Origin of the sequence: Mycobacterium sp., from assembly GCF_052145595.1 — a bacterium.
Lineage (GTDB): Bacteria > Actinomycetota > Actinomycetes > Mycobacteriales > Mycobacteriaceae > Mycobacterium.
Genome location: NZ_JBKQOI010000266.1, coordinates 21,752 through 40,424, shown reverse-complemented (window position 1 = coordinate 40,424; position 18,673 = coordinate 21,752). Strand labels below are relative to the sequence as shown.

Annotated in this window: 21 protein-coding genes; 11 read left to right on the top strand and 10 right to left on the bottom strand. The window is 68.3% G+C overall.

What is annotated here, in order from left to right; genetic code table 11:
• The coding region (locus ACLP4W_RS23100; RefSeq protein ID WP_442389737.1) for a sensor histidine kinase at window positions 1-542 on the top strand (542 nt) is incomplete at its 5' end.
• 141 nt (window positions 543-683) lie between these two features.
• On the opposite strand, the gene ACLP4W_RS23095 is transcribed toward ACLP4W_RS23100, so the two are convergent.
• Window positions 684-1,853, bottom strand: a complete 1,170-nt coding sequence (locus tag ACLP4W_RS23095) for a class I SAM-dependent RNA methyltransferase (protein ID WP_442389739.1) — start codon at window positions 1,851-1,853, stop codon at window positions 684-686.
• A gap of 53 nt (window positions 1,854-1,906) precedes the next feature.
• A complete protein-coding gene (locus ACLP4W_RS23090) occupies window positions 1,907-3,901 on the bottom strand; it encodes an APC family permease (RefSeq protein WP_442389736.1) in 1,995 nt (664 codons plus the stop codon).
• Window positions 3,902-4,030: 129 nt separating this feature from the next.
• On the opposite strand from ACLP4W_RS23090, the gene ACLP4W_RS23085 reads away from it, so the two are divergent.
• Window positions 4,031-4,699, top strand: a complete 669-nt coding sequence (locus tag ACLP4W_RS23085; RefSeq protein WP_442389735.1) for a potassium channel family protein — start codon at window positions 4,031-4,033, stop codon at window positions 4,697-4,699.
• Window positions 4,700-4,798: 99 nt separating this feature from the next.
• The gene (locus tag ACLP4W_RS23080; RefSeq protein ID WP_442389734.1) at window positions 4,799-5,476 is read left to right on the top strand and encodes a potassium channel family protein; all 678 of its coding nucleotides are present in this window, start codon (window positions 4,799-4,801) and stop codon (window positions 5,474-5,476) included.
• Here the strand turns inward: ACLP4W_RS23080 and ACLP4W_RS23075 are convergent.
• Together ACLP4W_RS23075 and ACLP4W_RS23070 are read right to left on the bottom strand one after the other, a co-directional pair.
• Complete coding sequence (locus tag ACLP4W_RS23075) at window positions 5,473-6,156, bottom strand: DUF3159 domain-containing protein (protein WP_442389733.1); 684 nt, start codon at window positions 6,154-6,156, stop codon at window positions 5,473-5,475. The two genes, ACLP4W_RS23080 and ACLP4W_RS23075, sit on opposite strands and share 4 nt — an antisense overlap.
• Before the next feature lie 63 nt (window positions 6,157-6,219).
• Complete coding sequence (locus ACLP4W_RS23070) at window positions 6,220-6,588, bottom strand: OB-fold nucleic acid binding domain-containing protein (protein ID WP_442389732.1); 369 nt, start codon at window positions 6,586-6,588, stop codon at window positions 6,220-6,222.
• Window positions 6,589-6,722: 134 nt separating this feature from the next.
• On the opposite strand from ACLP4W_RS23070, the gene ACLP4W_RS23065 reads away from it, so the two are divergent.
• A complete protein-coding gene (locus ACLP4W_RS23065) occupies window positions 6,723-7,421 on the top strand; it encodes an alpha/beta hydrolase (RefSeq protein WP_442389731.1) in 699 nt (232 codons plus the stop codon).
• Window positions 7,422-7,451: 30 nt separating this feature from the next.
• Here ACLP4W_RS23065 and ACLP4W_RS23060 read toward each other — a convergent pair whose 3' ends face one another.
• Both ACLP4W_RS23060 and dut read right to left on the bottom strand, forming a co-directional pair.
• Window positions 7,452-8,225, bottom strand: coding sequence for a DUF3710 domain-containing protein (locus ACLP4W_RS23060; RefSeq protein ID WP_442389730.1), 774 nt, complete (start codon window positions 8,223-8,225; stop codon window positions 7,452-7,454).
• A gap of 49 nt (window positions 8,226-8,274) precedes the next feature.
• Window positions 8,275-8,739: a dUTP diphosphatase gene (gene dut / locus ACLP4W_RS23055; protein WP_442389729.1), complete on the bottom strand. Its 465-nt coding sequence runs from the start codon at window positions 8,737-8,739 to the stop codon at window positions 8,275-8,277.
• 25 nt (window positions 8,740-8,764) lie between these two features.
• On the opposite strand from dut, the gene ACLP4W_RS23050 reads away from it, so the two are divergent.
• Window positions 8,765-9,241: a DUF3093 domain-containing protein gene (locus ACLP4W_RS23050; RefSeq protein WP_442389728.1), complete on the top strand. Its 477-nt coding sequence runs from the start codon at window positions 8,765-8,767 to the stop codon at window positions 9,239-9,241.
• A gap of 4 nt (window positions 9,242-9,245) precedes the next feature.
• Here ACLP4W_RS23050 and ACLP4W_RS23045 read toward each other — a convergent pair whose 3' ends face one another.
• Window positions 9,246-9,548 (bottom strand): DUF4193 domain-containing protein, encoded by a 303-nt coding sequence (locus tag ACLP4W_RS23045; RefSeq protein ID WP_003919098.1) that lies wholly within the window; start codon window positions 9,546-9,548, stop codon window positions 9,246-9,248.
• A gap of 171 nt (window positions 9,549-9,719) precedes the next feature.
• Here ACLP4W_RS23045 and cei point away from each other — a divergent pair, with 171 nt between their 5' ends.
• Window positions 9,720-10,370 carry an envelope integrity protein Cei gene (cei, locus tag ACLP4W_RS23040; RefSeq protein WP_442389727.1) on the top strand — a complete coding sequence of 217 codons (651 nt, stop codon included), beginning with the start codon at window positions 9,720-9,722 and terminating at the stop codon, window positions 10,368-10,370.
• 9 nt (window positions 10,371-10,379) lie between these two features.
• Here cei and ACLP4W_RS23035 read toward each other — a convergent pair whose 3' ends face one another.
• On the bottom strand, window positions 10,380-11,255 hold the full coding sequence (locus ACLP4W_RS23035) for an inositol monophosphatase family protein (protein ID WP_442389726.1): 876 nt from the start codon (window positions 11,253-11,255) through the stop codon (window positions 10,380-10,382).
• Window positions 11,256-11,408: 153 nt separating this feature from the next.
• Here ACLP4W_RS23035 and ppgK point away from each other — a divergent pair, with 153 nt between their 5' ends.
• Together ppgK and ACLP4W_RS23025 are read left to right on the top strand one after the other, a co-directional pair.
• Window positions 11,409-12,218 (top strand): polyphosphate--glucose phosphotransferase, encoded by an 810-nt coding sequence (gene ppgK / locus ACLP4W_RS23030; protein ID WP_442389725.1) that lies wholly within the window; start codon window positions 11,409-11,411, stop codon window positions 12,216-12,218.
• Window positions 12,219-12,395: 177 nt separating this feature from the next.
• Window positions 12,396-14,003: an RNA polymerase sigma factor gene (locus ACLP4W_RS23025; RefSeq protein WP_442389724.1), complete on the top strand. Its 1,608-nt coding sequence runs from the start codon at window positions 12,396-12,398 to the stop codon at window positions 14,001-14,003.
• Between the two features lie 19 nt (window positions 14,004-14,022).
• On the opposite strand, the gene ACLP4W_RS23020 is transcribed toward ACLP4W_RS23025, so the two are convergent.
• On the bottom strand, window positions 14,023-14,442 hold the full coding sequence (locus ACLP4W_RS23020) for a nuclear transport factor 2 family protein (protein WP_442389723.1): 420 nt from the start codon (window positions 14,440-14,442) through the stop codon (window positions 14,023-14,025).
• Window positions 14,443-14,778: 336 nt separating this feature from the next.
• Here ACLP4W_RS23020 and ACLP4W_RS23015 point away from each other — a divergent pair, with 336 nt between their 5' ends.
• Both ACLP4W_RS23015 and ACLP4W_RS23010 read left to right on the top strand, forming a co-directional pair.
• A complete protein-coding gene (locus ACLP4W_RS23015) occupies window positions 14,779-17,319 on the top strand; it encodes a PE family protein (protein WP_442389722.1) in 2,541 nt (846 codons plus the stop codon).
• A gap of 309 nt (window positions 17,320-17,628) precedes the next feature.
• A complete protein-coding gene (locus ACLP4W_RS23010) occupies window positions 17,629-18,006 on the top strand; it encodes a RidA family protein (RefSeq protein ID WP_442389721.1) in 378 nt (125 codons plus the stop codon).
• On the opposite strand, the gene ACLP4W_RS23005 is transcribed toward ACLP4W_RS23010, so the two are convergent.
• Window positions 17,991-18,353: a DUF952 domain-containing protein gene (locus ACLP4W_RS23005; protein WP_442389720.1), complete on the bottom strand. Its 363-nt coding sequence runs from the start codon at window positions 18,351-18,353 to the stop codon at window positions 17,991-17,993. The two genes, ACLP4W_RS23010 and ACLP4W_RS23005, sit on opposite strands and share 16 nt — an antisense overlap.
• Before the next feature lie 134 nt (window positions 18,354-18,487).
• Here ACLP4W_RS23005 and ACLP4W_RS23000 point away from each other — a divergent pair, with 134 nt between their 5' ends.
• Entirely contained in the window at window positions 18,488-18,673 is a 186-nt protein-coding gene (locus ACLP4W_RS23000) for a DUF7455 domain-containing protein (RefSeq protein WP_442389719.1), read from the top strand.

Below are 18,673 nucleotides of genomic sequence, written 5' to 3'. Positions count from 1 at the left end.
ACGACCGATATCAGCCACTGCTCACCGAAGCGTCCGGGCTGGTAGAGACCGCGATCGCCGAAATCCGCAGACTCGCCCACGGGATTTACCCCCCGCTGCTCGTCAGCGGCGGTCTGGCCCGAGCCTTACCCGCGGCCGCCGCGCACGCCCCGGTCCCCGTACAGCTGAACCTGCAGGACCTCGGCCGCTACCCCGCGTCGATCGAGACCGCCCTGTATTTCTGCTGCGGCGAAGCGCTGCAGAATGCCGCCAAACACGGCGGCCCCGACACCACGGTCACGATCACGGCCCGCGCCGACGACCGGATGCTTACCCTCACGATCAGCGACACCGGCCGCGGATTCGACCCCGCGACCGTCGGCACCGGGTTGACCAATATGACCGACCGCCTGTCAGCCATCGGCGGGAACCTCGTTATCGACACCGCCCCCGGACGCGGCACCCGCGTCACCGCCGTCATCGCCACCCCGGCGCAACCAGACCGCTCGGAGCTGCCCGGAAATGGTGGATCTCGTCTTGATCTGACGCGCCTTCTGCGTTGAGCTTGGCGGGGAGGCCAGAGGATGTCAGAACCACCCGAGGTGAGTCGAGCCTGCGTCGGTGGCACCGAGCCTGCGCCCACCGCAGCACGCTGGGGGTCGGCGCACACCGTGACCGCAGTCTCGGCGCCGCGCCGCCTAGCCCTAACGGGTCAGCAGCGCAATGCATTCGGTGTGGTGGGTCAGCGGAAATGCGTCGAACACCTTGATCTTGTCGACGACGTAGCCATGGCCGAGGTAAAGGCCGATGTCCCGCGCGAAAGACGCTGCCTCACAGCCGATGTGCACCACGCGAGGGACCCCGGCGGCTGCCAGTAGGTCGATGACGTCGCGCCCGGCACCCGCGCGCGGCGGATCCAACACCGCCACGTCGGCGCCGGCTCGTTGCACCGCCAGCGCCCGTCGCACCGAATCCGTGACGACGTCCACCTGTGGCAGATCGGCCAATGCGGCCCGGGCGGCGCGCGTCGCCGCGCGCGAGGTGTCGACGGTCAACACCCGCCCCGGTGCCCCGACGGCATCGCCGAGCGCAGCGGCGAAAACGCCTGTGCCGCAGTAGAGATCCCAGACGGTCATGCCGGAACCGGGCTGCGCCCAATCGGCGACCAGACCGCTGTAGACCTCCGCCGCGTCCCGATGTGCCTGCCAGAACGCTGTCACCGGCACCCGCCAGCTGCGTGCACCCACCCGCTGGACCGCCTCGTAGCCGCCTTCCACCACCTTGGTCTCGGTCCGCTTGCCCTGCCGGATGGTCCGCACCACGTGCCGCTGGCCGTCGTCGTCGACGGCCACGTGCAGCTGGGCGGTCGGCGGCCAGTCCGCGACGGCCAGCCCGTCCAGCATGCCGGCCGGCAACTGCGCGCAGCGCAGGTCGGTCACGAGCTCGTCGCTGTGGTACCGGTGAAAGCCGGGTCTGCCATCGGCGCCGACCTCGAGCCGGACCCGGGTGCGCCAGCCGGTGGGGCCGGAATCCGAAAGCGGTTCAGCCTCGCCACTCCAGCGGTGTCCGCCCAGCCGTTGCAACTGGTTGGTCACCACCTGCGCCTTGAGCACCCGGGTCGCCTCCGGCAGGGCAAACGCCAGATCGCAGCACCCGGCACCGTCCACCCCGGCGATCGGGCACAGTGACGCGATGCGATCGGGCGACGGCTCGATCACCTCGATAACCTCTGCGTGCCAATAGGAGCCGCGGTCCGCGGTGACGCGCACCCGCACGCGCTCGCCGGGCAGCGCGTGGCGGACGAACACGACCCGGCCCTCGTGGTGTGCCACGCAGCTGCCGCCGTTGGCGGGAGCACCGGTCACTACCGTCAGTTCCCCGCCAAACGGTGGCCTCGCCCCATTCAGGTCGGGCGTCGACTCGGCACTCAATCGAAGATTCCACGGCGTGCGTCGCCGGGGGCCGCGTGCGGGTGGAATGTCTTGAGTCGCTCCGACGAATTCAGTTGCCAGGGAACCGAAGTCACCATCACGCCGGACATGAACAGCAACCGGCCCTTGAGCCGCAGCGCGCTTTGGTTGTGCAGCACCTGCTCCCACCAATGGCCCACCACATACTCCGGGATGAAAACCGTGACTACCGTGCGCGGGGACTCTTTGCTGACCCGTTTGACGTAATCCAGTACCGGGCGGGTGATTTCACGGTACGGGGATGCGATCACCTTGAGTGGCACGCTGACATCGCTGTGCTCCCAGGCCCGTACCAGCGCACGGGTTTCCACGTCGTCGACGCTGACCGTGATCGCTTCGAGCGCGTCGGGACGCGTCGCACGCGCGTAGGCCACGGCCCGCAACGTCGGCAGATGCAACTTCGACACCAACACCAAGGCGTGATTGCGGCTGGGCAACACCACGTCGTGTTGGGCGGCGGCTTGCTCCTCCAATTCCCGGTTGACGGTGTCGTAGTGCTTGCGGATCAGCTTCATGAAGAGGAACAGCGCACTCATCGCCACGATGGCGATCCACGCCCCGGCAAGGAACTTGGTGATCAGCACGACGAACAACACCGCGCCGGTAGACACCAAGCCGACCGTATTGACCACCCGCGAGCGCATCATCTTGCGCCGCGCCCGCGGATCGGCAGTGGTGCGCAGCAACCGGGTCCAGTGCCGGACCATGCCGATCTGGCTTAGCGTGAACGAGATGAATACCCCGACGATGTACAGCTGGATCAGCGCGGACAGCTCCGCGCGGAAGGCGATGATCGCCGCGAGAGCCGCCGCCGACAGAAACAGGATTCCGTTGGAGAACGCCAAACGGTCTCCGCGGGTGTGCAATTGGCGCGGAAGGTAGCTATGCTGCGCCAGCACGGAACCGAGTACCGGGAACCCGTTGAACGCGGTGTTGGCCGCCAGCACCAGGATGAGTGCGGTCACCGTCGCGATCAACAGGAACCCGATGTGGAAGCTGCCGAAGACGGTCTCGGCCAGCTGCGTGACCAACGTCTTCTGGTAATAGTTCGGCGGTGCGCCGGACAGTTGCGTTGCGGGATCCTCGACGAGCTGAACCCCGATCTTCTGGGCCAATGCGATGATGCCCATCAACAGGGTCACCGCGATTGCACCCAGCATCAGCAGGGTCGTTGCGGCGTTTCGCGACTTGGGTTTTTGAAACGCCGGTACCCCGTTGCTGATCGCCTCGACCCCGGTCAGCGCCGCACACCCTGACGAGAACGACCGCGCCACCAGGAACGCCAAAGCGAAACCGACAACCTGGCCATGCGCGGCGTGCATCTGGAAACCAGCGGATTCCGCCCGCAGCGGATTACCCAACGCATAAATCCGGAACAAGCCCCAGCCGATCATGATGACGATGCCGATGATGAACCCGTACGTCGGGACGGCAAACGCCACCCCCGACTCGCGTACCCCGCGCAGATTCATCGCCATCACCAGCAGGATCGCGGCCACACAGAAGGACACCTTGTGTTCGGCCACGATGGGGATCGCCGAGCCGATGTTCGACATCGCCGATGCCGTCGAAACAGCAACGGTGAGAACGTAATCCACCATCAGCGCACTGGCGACCACGAGGCCGGCAGTGTCGCCGAGGTTGGTGGTGACCACCTCGTAGTCGCCGCCACCCGAGGGGTAGGCATGCACGTTCTGCCGGTAACTGGCCACCACGACCAACATGACCGCGGCCACCGCAAGCCCAATCCACGGTGTCAGCGCGTAGGCGGCCACCCCGGCCACCGAGAGCATCAGGAAGACCTCCTCGGGTGCGTACGCCACCGACGAGAGTGCATCGGAAGCGAACACCGGCAAGGCGATCCGCTTCGGCAGCAGGGTGTGACTCAGCCGGTCGCTGCGAAACGGGCGACCGATAAGCAACCGGCGCGTGGCGGTTGAAAGTTTGGTCACGAGTGCCAAGGGTAAGCCCACCAGGGCTTGCCGGCGTTTCGTAGGCGAGAATGTCGGGGACGGACCAAAATCGGCTGGCCAACCTGGATAGCCGATTGAAGAGCGCAGGACACAGCCGAGAGGACTCAAGTGCGGGTGGTTGTGATGGGGTGCGGCCGGGTGGGCTCGTCGTTGGCCGATGGGCTCTCTCGAATCGGCCACGACGTGGCGGTCATCGACCGGGACAGCGCCGCCTTCAACCGGCTCAGCCCGGAATTCACCGGGGAGCGGGTGCTGGGCCAGGGGTTCGACCGAGACGTGCTGCTGCGGGCGGGCATCGAGGAAGCCGACGCCTTCGCCGCGGTGTCATCGGGAGACAACTCCAACATCATCTCCGCGCGGCTGGCCCGGGAGACCTTCGGTGTCCAGCGCGTCGTCGCCCGGATTTACGACGCCAAGCGGGCTGAGGTCTACGAGCGCCTCGGCATTCCCACCATCGCCACGGTGCCCTGGACCACCGATCGCCTGTTCAACGTGCTGACCCGGGAAGGCGAGACGGCCAAGTGGCGTGATCCGACGGGTACCGTCGCCGTCTCCGAGGTCGACTTGCACGAGGACTGGGTGGGGCATCGGGCGACCGATCTGGAGCAGGCCACCGGCGCCCGGGTGGCGTTCTTGATCCGGTTCGGAACCGGTGTGCTGCCCGAGCCGAAAACCGTCATCCAGGCCGGCGATCAGGTCTACCTCGCCGCGATATCCGGCCGCGCCGCCGAGGCGGTGGCCATCGCCGCCTTGCCGCCCAGTGAAGACCTTCAATGAACCCGAACGACTGTCTTAAGGAGCGACGCAAATGAAGACCGGCGACGACGAAGAAGCCGGCTTGGCCAGATTAGGGGCCGGGTTCGAGGAGCGACGCAAATGAAAATTGCTGTCGCCGGGGCCGGCGCGGTCGGCCGCTCGGTTGCGCGCGAGCTCCTCACCAACGGCCACAACGTGACCCTGCTGGAGCGCAACCCCGAGCACGTCGACGTCGACGCCATCCCCGCCGCGGACTGGCAGTTGGGCGATGCCTGCGAGCTGAGCCTGCTGGAGTCGGTGCACCTCGAGGATTTCGACGTGGTTGTCGCCGCGACCGGTGATGACAAGGTCAACGTGGTGCTCAGCCTGCTCGCCAAGACCGAGTTCGCGGTACCCCGGGTGGTGGCCCGGGTCAACGATCCCCGCAACGAATGGCTGTTCACCGACGCCTGGGGCGTGGACGTGGCGGTATCCACGCCACGCATGCTGGCTTCGCTGATCGAGGAGGCCTTCGCCGTCGGTGATCTGGTACGACTCATGGAGTTCCGCAGGGGCCAGGCCAACCTGGTCGAGATCACCCTGCCCGACGACACGCCGTGGGGCGGCAAGCCGGTGCGCCGACTGCAGCTGCCGCGGGATGCCGCGCTCGTAACGATCCTGCGCGGCCCGCGGGTCATCGTGCCGGAGGCCGACGAGCCGCTGGAAGGGGGCGACGAGCTGCTGTTCGTCGCGGTCGCCGAGGTCGAAGAGGATCTGCGCAAGCTGCTGCTGCCGGGCCCCCCGCCCCTCGACGACTAACCGCGACCGGTATCCGCGTCCAGCCGGCCGCCGCCGGCAACGGCACCGGCACTGTCAGCGGCATCGTCTGCGCTGGACATGGCGCGCTGAGCGGCCCTGATCGCCGCGTATGTCGCCAGCGCGGCCAACCCGGTAAGCGGCCAGCCCATCCCGATCCGCGCCACCCCCAACCAACCGGTCTGGTTGGCGTCGTACAGGACCAGCTGGACCACGAACCGGGCGCCGAATACCAACATCCAGCAGAGCGAGGCGATGTCGAACGCGTAGACGGCCCTCGGGGCATCGCGCCAGCCGCGGTCACGCCCGGTGGCCCAGCTCCAGGCATAGCCGGCCAGGGGCCGGCGGATCAAAACCGACGCCGCGAAGACCGCAGCCCACAGCAACGACATCCAGATGCCCAGCAGGAAGTAGCCCTTGGACTGCCCCACTATGTAAGCGATCAGGGCGCAGACGCCGACGCCGGCGAACCCGGACAATGCCGGCTGCATCGATTCGCGCCGAATCAGGCACCACAGCAACACCAGTACGGCCACGCCCAGCGCCGACCCGATTGCGGGAAACAAGCCAGAGAGGCTCGAAACGGCCACAAAGGTCACCACCGGCAGCGATGAGTAGATGACACCACTCACCCCGCCTAGCTGTGCCAGTAGGCGTTGTGGGCTGGTGCGTTCAGCGTTCACGGCGCTCCGGTGAATCAGACTGTCGAATGTGTCGGGGGATTGTCCCAGATTCGCTGGAGACGGTCACCGCTGAATTTCGTAGTGCGGGTTGTACATGGCCTTAGCCCCATTCTCCAGCTTGCCCAACCGGCCCCGCACCCGCAGCTTGCGGCCCGAGTCGATGCCGGGTATGCGGCGTTGACCCAACCAGACCAGCGTGACGGTGTCGCTACCGTCGAAAAACTCGGCGCGCACTCCGCCGGGACAACCCTTGCCATTGGTTTCCACGCTGCGCAACGTGCCGACCATGGTGACCTCCTGGCCACGCTCGCAGTCGATCGCACGTTGCGCGCCGGTGCTTGTGACTTCGTCGGACAACTCCTCGGAGTCGCGTTGCTGCGGGTCCTCCGTGAGCCGACGGGTAAGCCGGCGCAGATACCCATGGGCCCCCATGGCCACTCCTGACGATGCTGAAGATTCGGCGTTCCAACTATGCCAACGGAAACCGTAGACCTCTTGGTTCCCCGGCGCCAAACCGAACCAAACGCGATGTTGGAGCACGCTTGACCGCCGGGCACTATCGAGGGGTGACTGTCGATCTGCGCGGTGTCACGACGGTGGTGTTGCCCGGCACCGGATCCGATGACGTCTACGTCAATCGGGCGTTTTCCGGCCCACTGGCTGAGGCCGGCGCGTTGCTGGCGGCCCCGCCGCCCCAGCCCGGTCGGTTGATCCACGGCTACGTGTCCGCCCTGGATGACGCCGCACGCGAGGGGCCGATCGCCGTCGGCGGTGTCTCGATCGGCGCCGCGGTGGCGGCCGCGTGGGCGCTGGCCCATCCCGATCACACGATTGCCGTCCTGGCCGCACTGCCGGCCTGGGCCGGCGCCCCCGGGGCCGCACCAGCGGCCCTGGCGGCGCGGTATTCGGCGTCCCAGCTGCGTGCCGACGGTTTGGCGGCGGCGACCACGCAAATGCGGGCATCCAGCCCGCCGTGGTTGGCCGACGAGCTGACCCGGTCGTGGCGTGCCCAGTGGCCACAATTGCCCGACGCCATGGAAGAAGCGGCGGCCTACGTCGCGCCGAGCTGCGCCGACCTGACCCGGCTGGCCGCACCGCTGGCGGTGGCCGCCGCGGTCGACGATCCCATCCATCCGTTGCAGGTCGCCGTCGACTGGGTCGCCGCGGCGCCGCGCGCGGCGCTCCGCACGCTGACGCTGGACCAATTCGGCACGGAGTCGGCCGCACTGGGCGCGGCCTGCTTGGCCGCGCTCGCCGACCTGTAGCTGCCTGCCGGCGCCGCGCCAATCGCCCGACTAACCGCCGGTTGTGGTGCGCAGCTGCTGCATGGCCGATCCCTCGGCGCTTCGGCGCGCGGCGGGCTCGTTGGGCGGCTGCTGCGCCCCGTCCTCTTGCTGGGCCTGCTGCGCGGCCGCGGCCGCCCGCAGCTGTTCTGCCATCGGCTCGGGGAGCTGCACGGCCAAAGGCGTCCGTACCGGCAGCGGTGTGGTGCCGCGGCGAACCACGGTGTCGGCCAACGCCGCACGCGCCTCCTGGTCCAACGCGTCGATGGTCTCGTGCGGGCCGTTGATGACGCAGCGGATCATCCAGCGATAGCCGTCGACCCCGATGAAGCGCACCACACCGGTGGCGGTGCCGACCACTTCTCGACCCCACCGGCCGTCCTTGATGCTGACTTGGGCCGAGTCCTTGCGCAACGACTCGGCGAGTTCGCCGGCCACCTCACGCCACAGGCCGCCCGTCTTCGGCGCCGCGTAGGCGGCGATGGTGAACCGACCATTGGGTGTGACGACCCACACCGCGCTCGGCACACCGGTCTCGGTCAGCTCGACCTGCAGCTGACCGGCCTCCGGCATCGGAATGAGTACCGAGCCCAGGTCGAGTCGGGCCAACTCGGCGACCGCGGGGTCGTCGAAGTCGTCGATGTCAAACGGGCCCTCGAGCTCGTCGTCTGCTTGCTCAGCAGCAGCCTGCGCCTCGATGTCGTCGTCCGGTTCGGCGTGCTCGCCGGCCGGCCCGGCGGACGTGTGTTCGCTGTCGTCTTTGTCTGAGCGTTTACCGAATGCCATCACAAGCGCCGCTCCTCATCATCGCTCCGCTCTGCATCGTCGCCGGCGGTCACAAACTCGCATGTCCTCCGGAGGAACCGTGACCACCGTCGCCACGGGATGTTTCCGCCAGCCCGGCCTCGTCAAACGACGAGACCTCAACCAGCTCCACCAATTCGACTCGCTGCACCAGCAACTGGGCGATGCGGTCGCCGCGGTGCACCACGATGGGCTCGGCCGGGTCGAGATTGATCAGCGCAACCTTGATCTCGCCGCGGTAGCCCGCGTCGATGGTGCCCGGGCTGTTGACGATCGAAAGCCCCACTCGCGCGGCCAATCCCGAGCGCGGGTGGACCAAGCCCACCATTCCGAACGGAATGGCGACCGCGACGCCCGTTCGCACCAGGGCACGTTGCCCCGGGACCAGCTTCACGTCTTCTGCGCTGTAGAGATCGACCCCGGCGTCGCCGTCATGGGCGCGGCTGGGCAGCGGGAGTTCGGGGTCGAGGCGGACAATGGCCAGACTGGTCGACACGGGGCCACAGACTACCCTTGACCGCGTGTCCGGTACGCGCGTCGCGCCGCACAGCGTGCGATATCGCGAACGACTGTGGGTGCCATGGTGGTGGTGGCCACTGGCCTTCGCGCCGGCGGCGCTGGTCGCTTTCGAAGTCAACCTGGGTGTTGGCGCCCTACCCGACTGGCTGCCGTTCGCGATGCTGTTCACGGTGGCGGCCGCGGCGCTGTTGTGGCTGGGCCGGATTGAAATCCGCGTCACCGACGGCGACAACGGAGTGGAGCTGTGGGCCGGCGAAGCGCACCTACCGGTCAAAGTGATCGCCCGGTCCGCCGAGATAGCCCGCTCGGCAAAGTCGGCAGCCCTGGGCCGCCAGCTCGACCCCGCAGCCTATGTTCTGCATCGGGCGTGGGTCGGACCGATGGTTCTTGTCGTCCTCGACGACCCGGACGACCCGACGCCCTACTGGCTGGTGAGCTGCCGTCACCCGGAGCGGGTGCTGTCGGCATTGCGCAGTTGACCGATCAGGCTGCGCAGTCGGTACAGATCATCACGCCGTTCTTCTCACTGGCAAGACGGCTGCGGTGTTGCACCAGGAAACAACTCGAGCAGGTGAACTCGTCGGCCTGCTTCGGAATGACACGAACGGACAGCTCTTCACCAGACAGGTCAGCGCCGGGCAGCTCGAAAGATTCAGCGGATTCGGATTCGTCTACGTCGACCACCGCCGAGGCCGCCTCGTTCCGTCGTGCTTTGAGCTCCTCCAGCGAATCTTCCGAGACATCGTCAGTCTCGGTGCGCCGCGGAGCGTCATAGTCGGTAGGCATTGCCCTATCCCCTCATATGCCTGCGTTACCTCAAGCAACGCTTTGTACCAGCGTCGAACGCATCCACCAAATGATTCGTGCCCGTATCACAGACCCTTAACGTGTGATTTACGTCACACCCTCGGTTCGATCCCCGCCTTGAGCCTCAACCAGTGCGTTTAGAGTGCAGCTGTGGTCGCACAAATCACCGAGGGTACCGCTTTCGACAGGCACGGTCGGCCCTTTCGGCGACGCAATCCCCGGCCCGCCATTTTCGTAGTGGCTTTCCTGGTGTTGGTGACGGGCGTGGTGTGGACCGTGGCGCTGACGCGTCCGGCGAAGGTGCACGAGGCCGTGGTGTGCAACCCACCGCCGCAGCCGACCGGGTCGGCACCGGCCCAGCTCGGTGACCAAGTGCCGCGCGCCGTGATGATGGATGTCACACCCGCGAAACTCAGCGACGCCAAGGTCCGTGTCCTCAACGCCAGCGGCCGCGGTGGACAAGCCGCCGACGTCGCAGGGGCGATGAAAGACTTGGGCTTCGCGCAGCCGACCGCCGCAAACGACCCGATCTATGCCGGCACCCGGCTGAACTGCCAGGGCCAGATCCGCTTCGGTACGGCCGGGCAAGCCACCGCGGCCGCGGTGTGGCTGGTCGCGCCGTGCACGGAACTGTTCAACGACAACCGCGCCGACGACTCCGTCGACCTCGCTCTCGGCACAGACTTCAGCGCGCTGGCGCACAACGACGACATTGATGCCGTGCTCGCCAGCCTGCGCCCCGGCGCCACCGGGCCGTCAGATCCCACGCTGCTGACAAAGATTCACACCAGCAGCTGCTGACGGGTCAGCTCAGCCCGGGAGCGGCTCTAGGCCGTTGAACCGTGCCAGCGCCGCCAACAGCTCGTCGGCGATTCCGGGCGCGGCGGCCACCACCAATGCGGCGCTGCCCGCCGGGTCGTTGGGTGGAGGCGCCAACACGCGGGCCCCTGCCTCGGCCGCGATCAGCGCACCGGCCGCGCGATCCCACACCTGCAGTCCGTGCTCGTAGTAGGCGTCCAGCCGGCCCTCCGCGACCATGCACAGGTCGAGTGCCGCGGAGCCGATGCGACGCACATCGCGGACCACCGGCAGCATTCGCGCCAACAACGCCGCCTGGCTTGTACGGCGCCGCCTGGAGTAGCCGAAACCGGTGCCCAGCAACGACATCGACAAATCCTCGACGGCAGCGCACCACAACGGCTCCGTCCGGTGCCCGTCGATCACGTGGGCGCCAAGGCCGGTCGCCGCCGAGTACACCCGGCCGGCGACGACGTCAGCGACCGCACCGGCCACCGACACGCCGTCAACCTGCGCCGCGACCGACACCGCGTAGGCCGGGATGCCGTAGACGAGATTCACTGTGCCATCGATGGGATCGAGCACCCAGGTGACCGCGTCACTGGGCGTAGCCGAGGGATCGGCGGGTCCACCACCCTCCTCCCCGAGTATTGGGTCACCGGGCCGTAGTTGAGCCAACCGATCTCGCAAGAGCCGTTCTGTCTCGGTGTCGACGATCGTCACCGGATCCGTCGGAGTGCTTTTCGACCGCACCGCGCCATCGCCGGCCGTGCCCGCGTCGGTGCCGAACACCTCGGCGCGGCGACGTCTTACGAACTCAGCGGCCTCGGTGGCCAGTGTTTCGGCCACTGACCGCAACAGCGCGGGCTCGTCGTCAGGTCGCGTCACCGCTCTATCGCATCACAGTCGCCGCGGCTGCGCAGACGCCTCAAACCAGCCCAGCACCGGGCTTGACCTAAGTGCCCGGCTCCTCAGCGGCCGCAAGCCGCATCGTCGCCGGGCTAAGGTGAGCGGACAGCCTAGCCTCGCTGAGGAGTTTCGATGACCACCACCGAGTCGACCACGGATATCCCCAGCGCCGTCACAGTCGCTGGCACGCCGCAGCGTCGTGGATATGGCGTCGACGTCGGTGGCAGCGGCATCAAGGGCGGCATCGTCGACATGGACACCGGGCTGTTGATCGGCGATCGGATCAAGCTGCTGACCCCGCAACCGGCGACGCCGTCGGCGGTCGCCAAGACCATCGCCGAGGTAGTCAAGGAATCGGGATGGACTGGCCCGCTCGGGGTGACCTATCCCGGCGTCGTCACCGACGGCGTCGTTCAGACAGCGGCCAACGTGGACAAGTCCTGGATCGGGACCAACGCCCGCGACGTGATCAGCGCCGAGCTGGGCGGCCAGGAGGTCACGATCCTCAACGATGCCGACGCGGCCGGGCTTGCCGAGGCGCGCTACGGGGCGGGCAGAGACCACTCCGGTTTGGTTGTGCTGCTGACATTCGGCACCGGAATCGGCTCGGCGGTCATCCACAACGGCACGCTGATACCCAACACCGAGCTCGGACATCTCGAGGTCGGCGGTAGCGAGGCCGAGCAACGAGCGGCGTCATCGGTCAAAGAGAAAAACAATTGGAGCTACGAAAAGTGGGCCAAGCAGGTGACCAGGGTGCTGGTGGCCATCGAGAACGCGATCTGGCCGGATTTGTTCATCGCGGGCGGCGGCATCAGCCGTAAGGCCGACAAATGGCTGCCACTGCTCGAAAACCGCACCCCAGTGGTGGCCGCCACCTTGGAGAACACGGCGGGCATAGTGGGCGCGGCCATGGCTGCGACCTCCGATGTGACGCACTGAATTTTGCCCGGTAGGAAGGCACGACCGCGCACTGTCGTTACAATGGTCCTCGGCGACAGCCCGACTGATAGCGTGCGAGTACTCACGCTTAGATCAACGCCGACATTCGACATAGCAGACACTTTCGGTTAACCATGCCCAAACCCACCGGAAGTGAGTCCGACCGAAGGGGTGTAAGTGGCAGCGACGAAGGCCAGCCCGGCAACCGATGAGCCGGTGAAACGCACCGCCACGAAGTCTCCATCGTCCCCCGCTAAGCGATCGGCGGCCAAGGCCGCCAACGGCTCCGCCCCGGCAAAACGGGCCGCCAAGGCAGCACCAGCGGCACCGCGGGCCACCAAGGCCACCAAGGCCGCTAAGGCCACCAAGGCGACTAAATCGACAAAGGGGCACGAGGCCACAGCGGCAACCGACACCACCAAGAAAACGTCGGCCAAGAGCGTCGCTGCAAAGGCGCCGTCCACCCGCGGAACGAAAGCGGCGCGCCAAGCCGCTCCGGAGGATCCCGCAGCCGGCCCGGATACCGTCGACACCGACGGCTCCCACGTTGAAGTCGAGGAACTCGACGCCGAACCCGACCTCGAGGGTGAACCCGGCGAGGACATCGAAGACATCGACGCCGTCGACCTCAATCTCGAGGACCTCGAGGACGACGTGGTGGTCGTCGACGCAGACCTCGACACTGGTGACACCGCCGACGGCGTGGAAGCCGGGGCCGCAACGGACGCCGCGCCCGACGGGACTGCCGCCGACGAAGAGGAGATCGCCGAGCCCACCGAAAAGGACAAGGCCTCCGGCGATTTCGTCTGGGACGAAGATGAATCCGAGGCGTTGCGTCAGGCCCGCAAGGACGCCGAGCTCACTGCCTCGGCGGACTCTGTTCGCGCGTACCTGAAGCAGATCGGCAAGGTGGCGCTGCTTAACGCGGAGGAAGAGGTCGAGCTGGCAAAGCGGATCGAAGCCGGCCTGTACGCCACGCAGCTGATGACCGAGCTGACCGAGCGCGGCGACAAATTGCCGGCCGCGCAGCGCCGCGACATGATGTGGATCTGCCGCGACGGCGACCGGGCGAAGAACCATTTGCTGGAAGCCAACCTGCGGTTGGTGGTTTCGCTGGCCAAGCGGTACACGGGCCGCGGAATGGCGTTCCTCGACCTCATCCAGGAAGGCAACCTCGGCCTGATCCGAGCGGTCGAGAAGTTCGACTACACAAAGGGCTACAAGTTCTCCACGTACGCGACGTGGTGGATCCGCCAGGCCATCACCCGCGCCATGGCCGATCAGGCTCGCACCATCCGCATCCCGGTGCACATGGTCGAGGTGATCAACAAGCTGGGCCGCATCCAGCGCGAGCTGCTCCAGGATCTGGGCCGCGAGCCCTCCCCTGAGGAGTTGGCCAAGGAGATGGACATCACGCCCGAGAAGGTGCTAGAAATCCAGCAATACGCCCGCGAGCCGATCTCGTTGGACCAGACCATCGGCGATGAGGGTGACAGCCAGCTCGGCGACTTCATCGAAGACAGTGAAGCGGTGGTCGCCGTCGACGCGGTGTCATTCACTTTGCTGCAAGACCAGCTGCAGTCGGTGCTCGAGACGCTGTCGGAGCGCGAAGCCGGCGTAGTACGACTGCGCTTCGGCCTCACCGACGGCCAGCCCCGTACCCTCGACGAGATCGGGCAGGTCTACGGTGTGACCCGCGAGCGCATCCGCCAGATCGAGTCCAAGACGATGTCAAAGCTGCGCCACCCCAGCCGTTCCCAGGTCCTGCGGGACTACCTGGACTGATTTAGGACTGATTTAGCGCTCAACCGACTGCGAGTCGCTCCAACGATCCGCTCGGGTCGTAGTACAGCTCCTGGCGGGCGATCCGGCCGTCGCGATAGCGGTAGATCACCACGTACGTCGATCGCAACCGGTCCGTGCCCTGAGTCCAGTCGAACTGCACGCGTACAAACGCCGCGTCGGCGGCGGGCGTGATGGCTTGCTCCACCGCGTCGTAGCGGATGTCCGAGCAGGCACTGATGGTGAGTGCGATGAACTCGAGCGTGCGCTCGACGCCATCGATCCGGGCCGGCCAATCGAAGAGGCGTACCGTCGGGCTCACATACACCACGTCGGGCTGATAGAGGTCCCGCGCGACCGCCAGATCGCGGTCCGCGAATGCTCGCGCGAAGCAAGCCTCCTGCGCAAGAAGCGCGTCTTCCGAGATGCTGCGCGTGGTCATCGACGTTCCCTCTGCTAGACGATCCCGGTGCTGCCGAGCATGTTAACCAGGCCGCGATGGCGGCGCACTGACATGTGCGGCCGGCCATCTGCTCGGCTTCGTCGGCGGCCGCGATGAGCGCGGCGCCGAGCTGTCGAGCTGCCCCCGCGGAGAGCCGGGGCGGCCCGATCAACTGTCAGACGCGGACCAGGCCGATCTGGCGCTGTGTGGTCGCAGCTACAGCATGTGTCGGGTGAATGTCGAACCAAGAAAAGCTAGTGGATTACCCGTGTGAGAAGAGGTCATCGCGCGATACATTTACCAGCCCGGGGGTCGATGATGCGGTAGGAGACAGCGATGTCTTACCTGATGGTGGCGCCGGAGTTCGTGACGGTGGCGGCAACAGATCTGGCGAACCTCGGTTCGACGCTCAGCGAGGCCAACGCAACGGCCGCGGCCTCGACCACCGGGGTGGTGGTCGCCGCTGGTGATGAGGTGTCGGCGGCCATCGCGTCGCTGTTTTCCGGCCACGCCGAGGCGTATCAGGCACTCGGTGCGCAGGCGGCGGCGTTTCATGACCAGTTTGTGCAAGCGTTGACCGCAGGTGCGGGATCCTATGCCAGCGCGGAGGTCGCCAATGTTGGGGCGTTCGCCGCCAATCCGGCGACGATAGGGCAGGATCTGCTCAACGCGATCAATGCGCCCTTCCTGGCGCTTACTGACCGCCCGCTGATTGGCAATGGCGCCAACGGGGCCCCGGGGACGGGGGAAAACGGTCAGGGTGGCGGGTGGCTGTTGGGCAACGGCGGCGCTGGCGGCTCCGGCGCGCCCGGCCAGGCCGGCGGTAATGGCGGCGCTTCTGGGCTGCTGGGCTACGGCGGGGCCGGCGGGGCCGGCGGCTCGGGCACAGCGACCATGGCCGGCGGGGCCGGCGGGGCCGGCGGTAATTCCGGCGACCCGCTGTTGGGCTACGGCGGGGCCGGCGGCGCGGGTGGATTCAACGCGTTCGGCGTAGGCGGGGCCGGCGGACACGGCGGCAATGGGGGCCTGCTGTTCAGCGCCGGCGGGGCCGGCGGGGCCGGCGGGAGCGGCGCGAGCGGCGGGGGCGCCGGCGGGGCCGGCGGGAACGGCGGGCTGATCAGCGGGCTGTTCGGCACCGGCGGCGGGAACGGCGGGGCCGGCGGATTCAGCTTTACGGGTGCCGGCGGAGCCGGCGGACACGGCGGCCACGCCGGCCTACTCGGCGGCCCCGGCGGCGCCGGCGGGACCGGCGGAGCCAGCAACGCCACCGGCGGGGCCGGCGGGGCCGGCGGCAACGCGGGCCTGCTGTTCGGCGCCCCCGGCGCCGGCGGCGCCGGCGGATACGGCCACACGGTCATCGGCGGGGCCGGCGGAAACGGCGGCAACGCCGGCCTGCTCTCCTTCTCCAGCGGCGGGGCCGGCGGCGCCGGCGGATTCAGCGACAACACCGGCGGGGCCGGCGGAAACGGCGGCAACTCCGGCAACTTGTTCGGCTATGGCGGCATCGGTGGGGTCGGAGGGGGCGGCGCGACCGGCACGGGCGTCGGCGGGGCCGGCGGACACGGCGGCCACGCCGGCCTACTGGTGGGCGACGGCGGTGCCGGCGGCGCCGGCGGAACCGGCCTAACGACCGGTGGTGCCGGCGGTGTCGGCGGCAGCGCCGCGCTGATCGGCACCGCCGGCAACGGCGGCGACGGCGGGTTTGGCCCCACCCTCGGCAGCACCGGCCCCAACGGCGCCCCCTCACCGCTGCAGCCGGTATTTGGCGCAGTGAATGGCCCGGTCGAGGCGCTTACTGGGCGCCCGCTGATCGGCAATGGCACCAACGCGGCCCCGGGATCGGGGCTAGACGGCACGCCCGGCGGGTGGTTGATGGGTGACGGCGGCGCCGGCGGCTCGGGCGTGGCCACGACGGGCGGACACGGCGGCGCCGGGGGGGCTGCTGGGCTGATGGGCACCGGCGGCGCCGGCGGGGCCGGCGGCTCGAACGTTAGTGGTGTTGTCAACGGCGGGGCCGGCGGGGCCGGCGGGACCGGCGGGCTACTGTCCGGCAACGGTGGGGTCGGCGGCACCGGCGGGTTCTCGACCGCCGCCGGCGGGGCCGGCGGGGTCGGCGGAGCCGGCGGCCTGCTGGGCGCCGGTGGGGTCGGCGGTGGCGGCGGGGTCGGCGACGGCCCCGGCGGGGCCGGCGGGACCGGTGGGACCGGCGGGCTGCTCAGCGGGCTGGTCGGCGCCGGCGGCGGAGGCGGCGGGGTAGGCGGAGCCAGTGCCACTACCGGCGGGGCCGGCGGGCCCGGCGGCGCCGGAGGCCTGCTCGCCGGCGATGGCGGCGCAGGCGGGGACGGCGGGGTCAGCATCGGCAGCACCGGCGGAGCCGGCGGGGCCGGCGGTAACGCCGGCCTGCTGCAAGGCGCCGGTGGGGACGGCGGGCACGGCGGGTTCGGGGTGTCCGAAGGCGGGAACGGCGGGACCGGCGGCAATGCGGTACTGATCGGCAACGGCGGCGGTGCCGGCGGAGCCGGCGGAGACAGCCTATCGGGCAACGGCGGGGCCGGCGGGACCGGCGGCAGTGCCGGCCTGTTTTGGGGGCCCGGCGGGGTCGGCGGGACCGGCGGATTCAGCAACGGCACGGTCGGCGGGGACGGCGGGACCGGCGGCCAGGGCGGCGACCTACTCCTGGGCACCGGCGGGGCCGGCGGCGAAGGCGGCGGAGGGGCAGCGACCGGTGGCAACGGCGGCCACGGGGGCAACGCCGGCCTGCTCGGCGCCGGCGGCAACGGCGGCAACACCGGGCTTGGCCCGACCCCGGGCACCGGCGGCACCGGCGGCACGGGCGGGCTGCTGTTCGGCCCACCCGGGAATAACGGGATGACATAGCCAGCGGCTTCATTGCTGCGGCGGCGGCTGGACCGGCTCGAGCGGCGGGTGTCAGCGTTTGCACCGGCTCGAGACGGGTGGTCAGTCCAAGATATTGGCACCCATACCGTTCCGCCGCCAGCCGCATGAACGCTGTTGGGGCACAGTGCATATCGGTCCCTAGTGCGCGAATACCTCGACCGAGGACCGACCGAACTGCCCGACCTCTGATGCCGCACCTGTTGGTGCGCAAGCCAAGTCGGGCGTAGCCCGCCTGCGGTCTGGGGAAATTCGGCTGCGCCGACCGCCCCGCCGTCGTACCGTGACCTCATGTCAGCCAACCGCAGAGTGGTTTCTTCCGAATCCGATTTCGAATCGGCGGTGGGTTACTCGCGAGCGGTGCGCGTCGGCCCGCATGTGTCAGTGGCCGGTACAACCGGCGCCGGTCCTACCGGTGACATCGCGGCCCAGACCCGAGACGCTTTGCGCCGTATCGAGATTGCGCTCCAACAGGCCGGCGCGGCGCTCACCGACGTGGTCCGCACCCGCATTTACGTGACCGAAATCTCGCGCTGGCGGGAGGTGGCAGCGGTGCACGCGCAAGTGTTCGGTGCGACACGGCCCGCGGCCACCATGGTCGAGGTTTCCGCATTGATCGCACCCGAGCTGCTGGTGGAGATCGAAGCCGACGCCTACGTCGACTCCTGAGATGCGGCCGGCGGGAACGTGCCATTGGGTGACGGCCGATAAGCGGTGACCCTGATCACAGCGCCCACCGGCAGCGGCCCGTACAAATGCGGGAACAGCATCGACTCCGGATCCGTCGCGACCCCGGGCTCCCAACGCACCGGCGAGTCCAGTAGCGCCGGATCGATGTGCAACAGAACCAGGTCATCGCGACCGCGGTAAAGCCGGTTGGCCGGCAGATGCACCTGTTCGGGCGTCGACAAGTGGATGTACTCGGAGGCATCGGGGCGGATTCCGCCCCGGCTGCGGGCACGAGACCACTCCTCGATCCCACACAGGTGTACTAGCAGGTCAGGAGCGACGGTCACACTCGGTCACTGTAGAGAGCCCGCCGAAACAGAACATTTACACGTCGTGAGAAACGACACACCCGATAACGATCGGGGAACAAGGCAAAAACCCAATGCGTCTGACAGAGTGAATGTACGAGAACGGAGAAGCCATGACTGCAACTCTGACAAGTCCCGAGCTGACTAGAGCAGATCGCTGCGACCGCTGCGGCGCTGCGGCTCGCGTCCGTGCCAAGCTGCCTTCCGGACATGAGCTTCTCTTCTGCCAGCACCACGCCAACCAGCATGAGGCGAGACTGACCGAGTTGGACGCCGTGCTGGAGGTCAGCGAAGGCTAG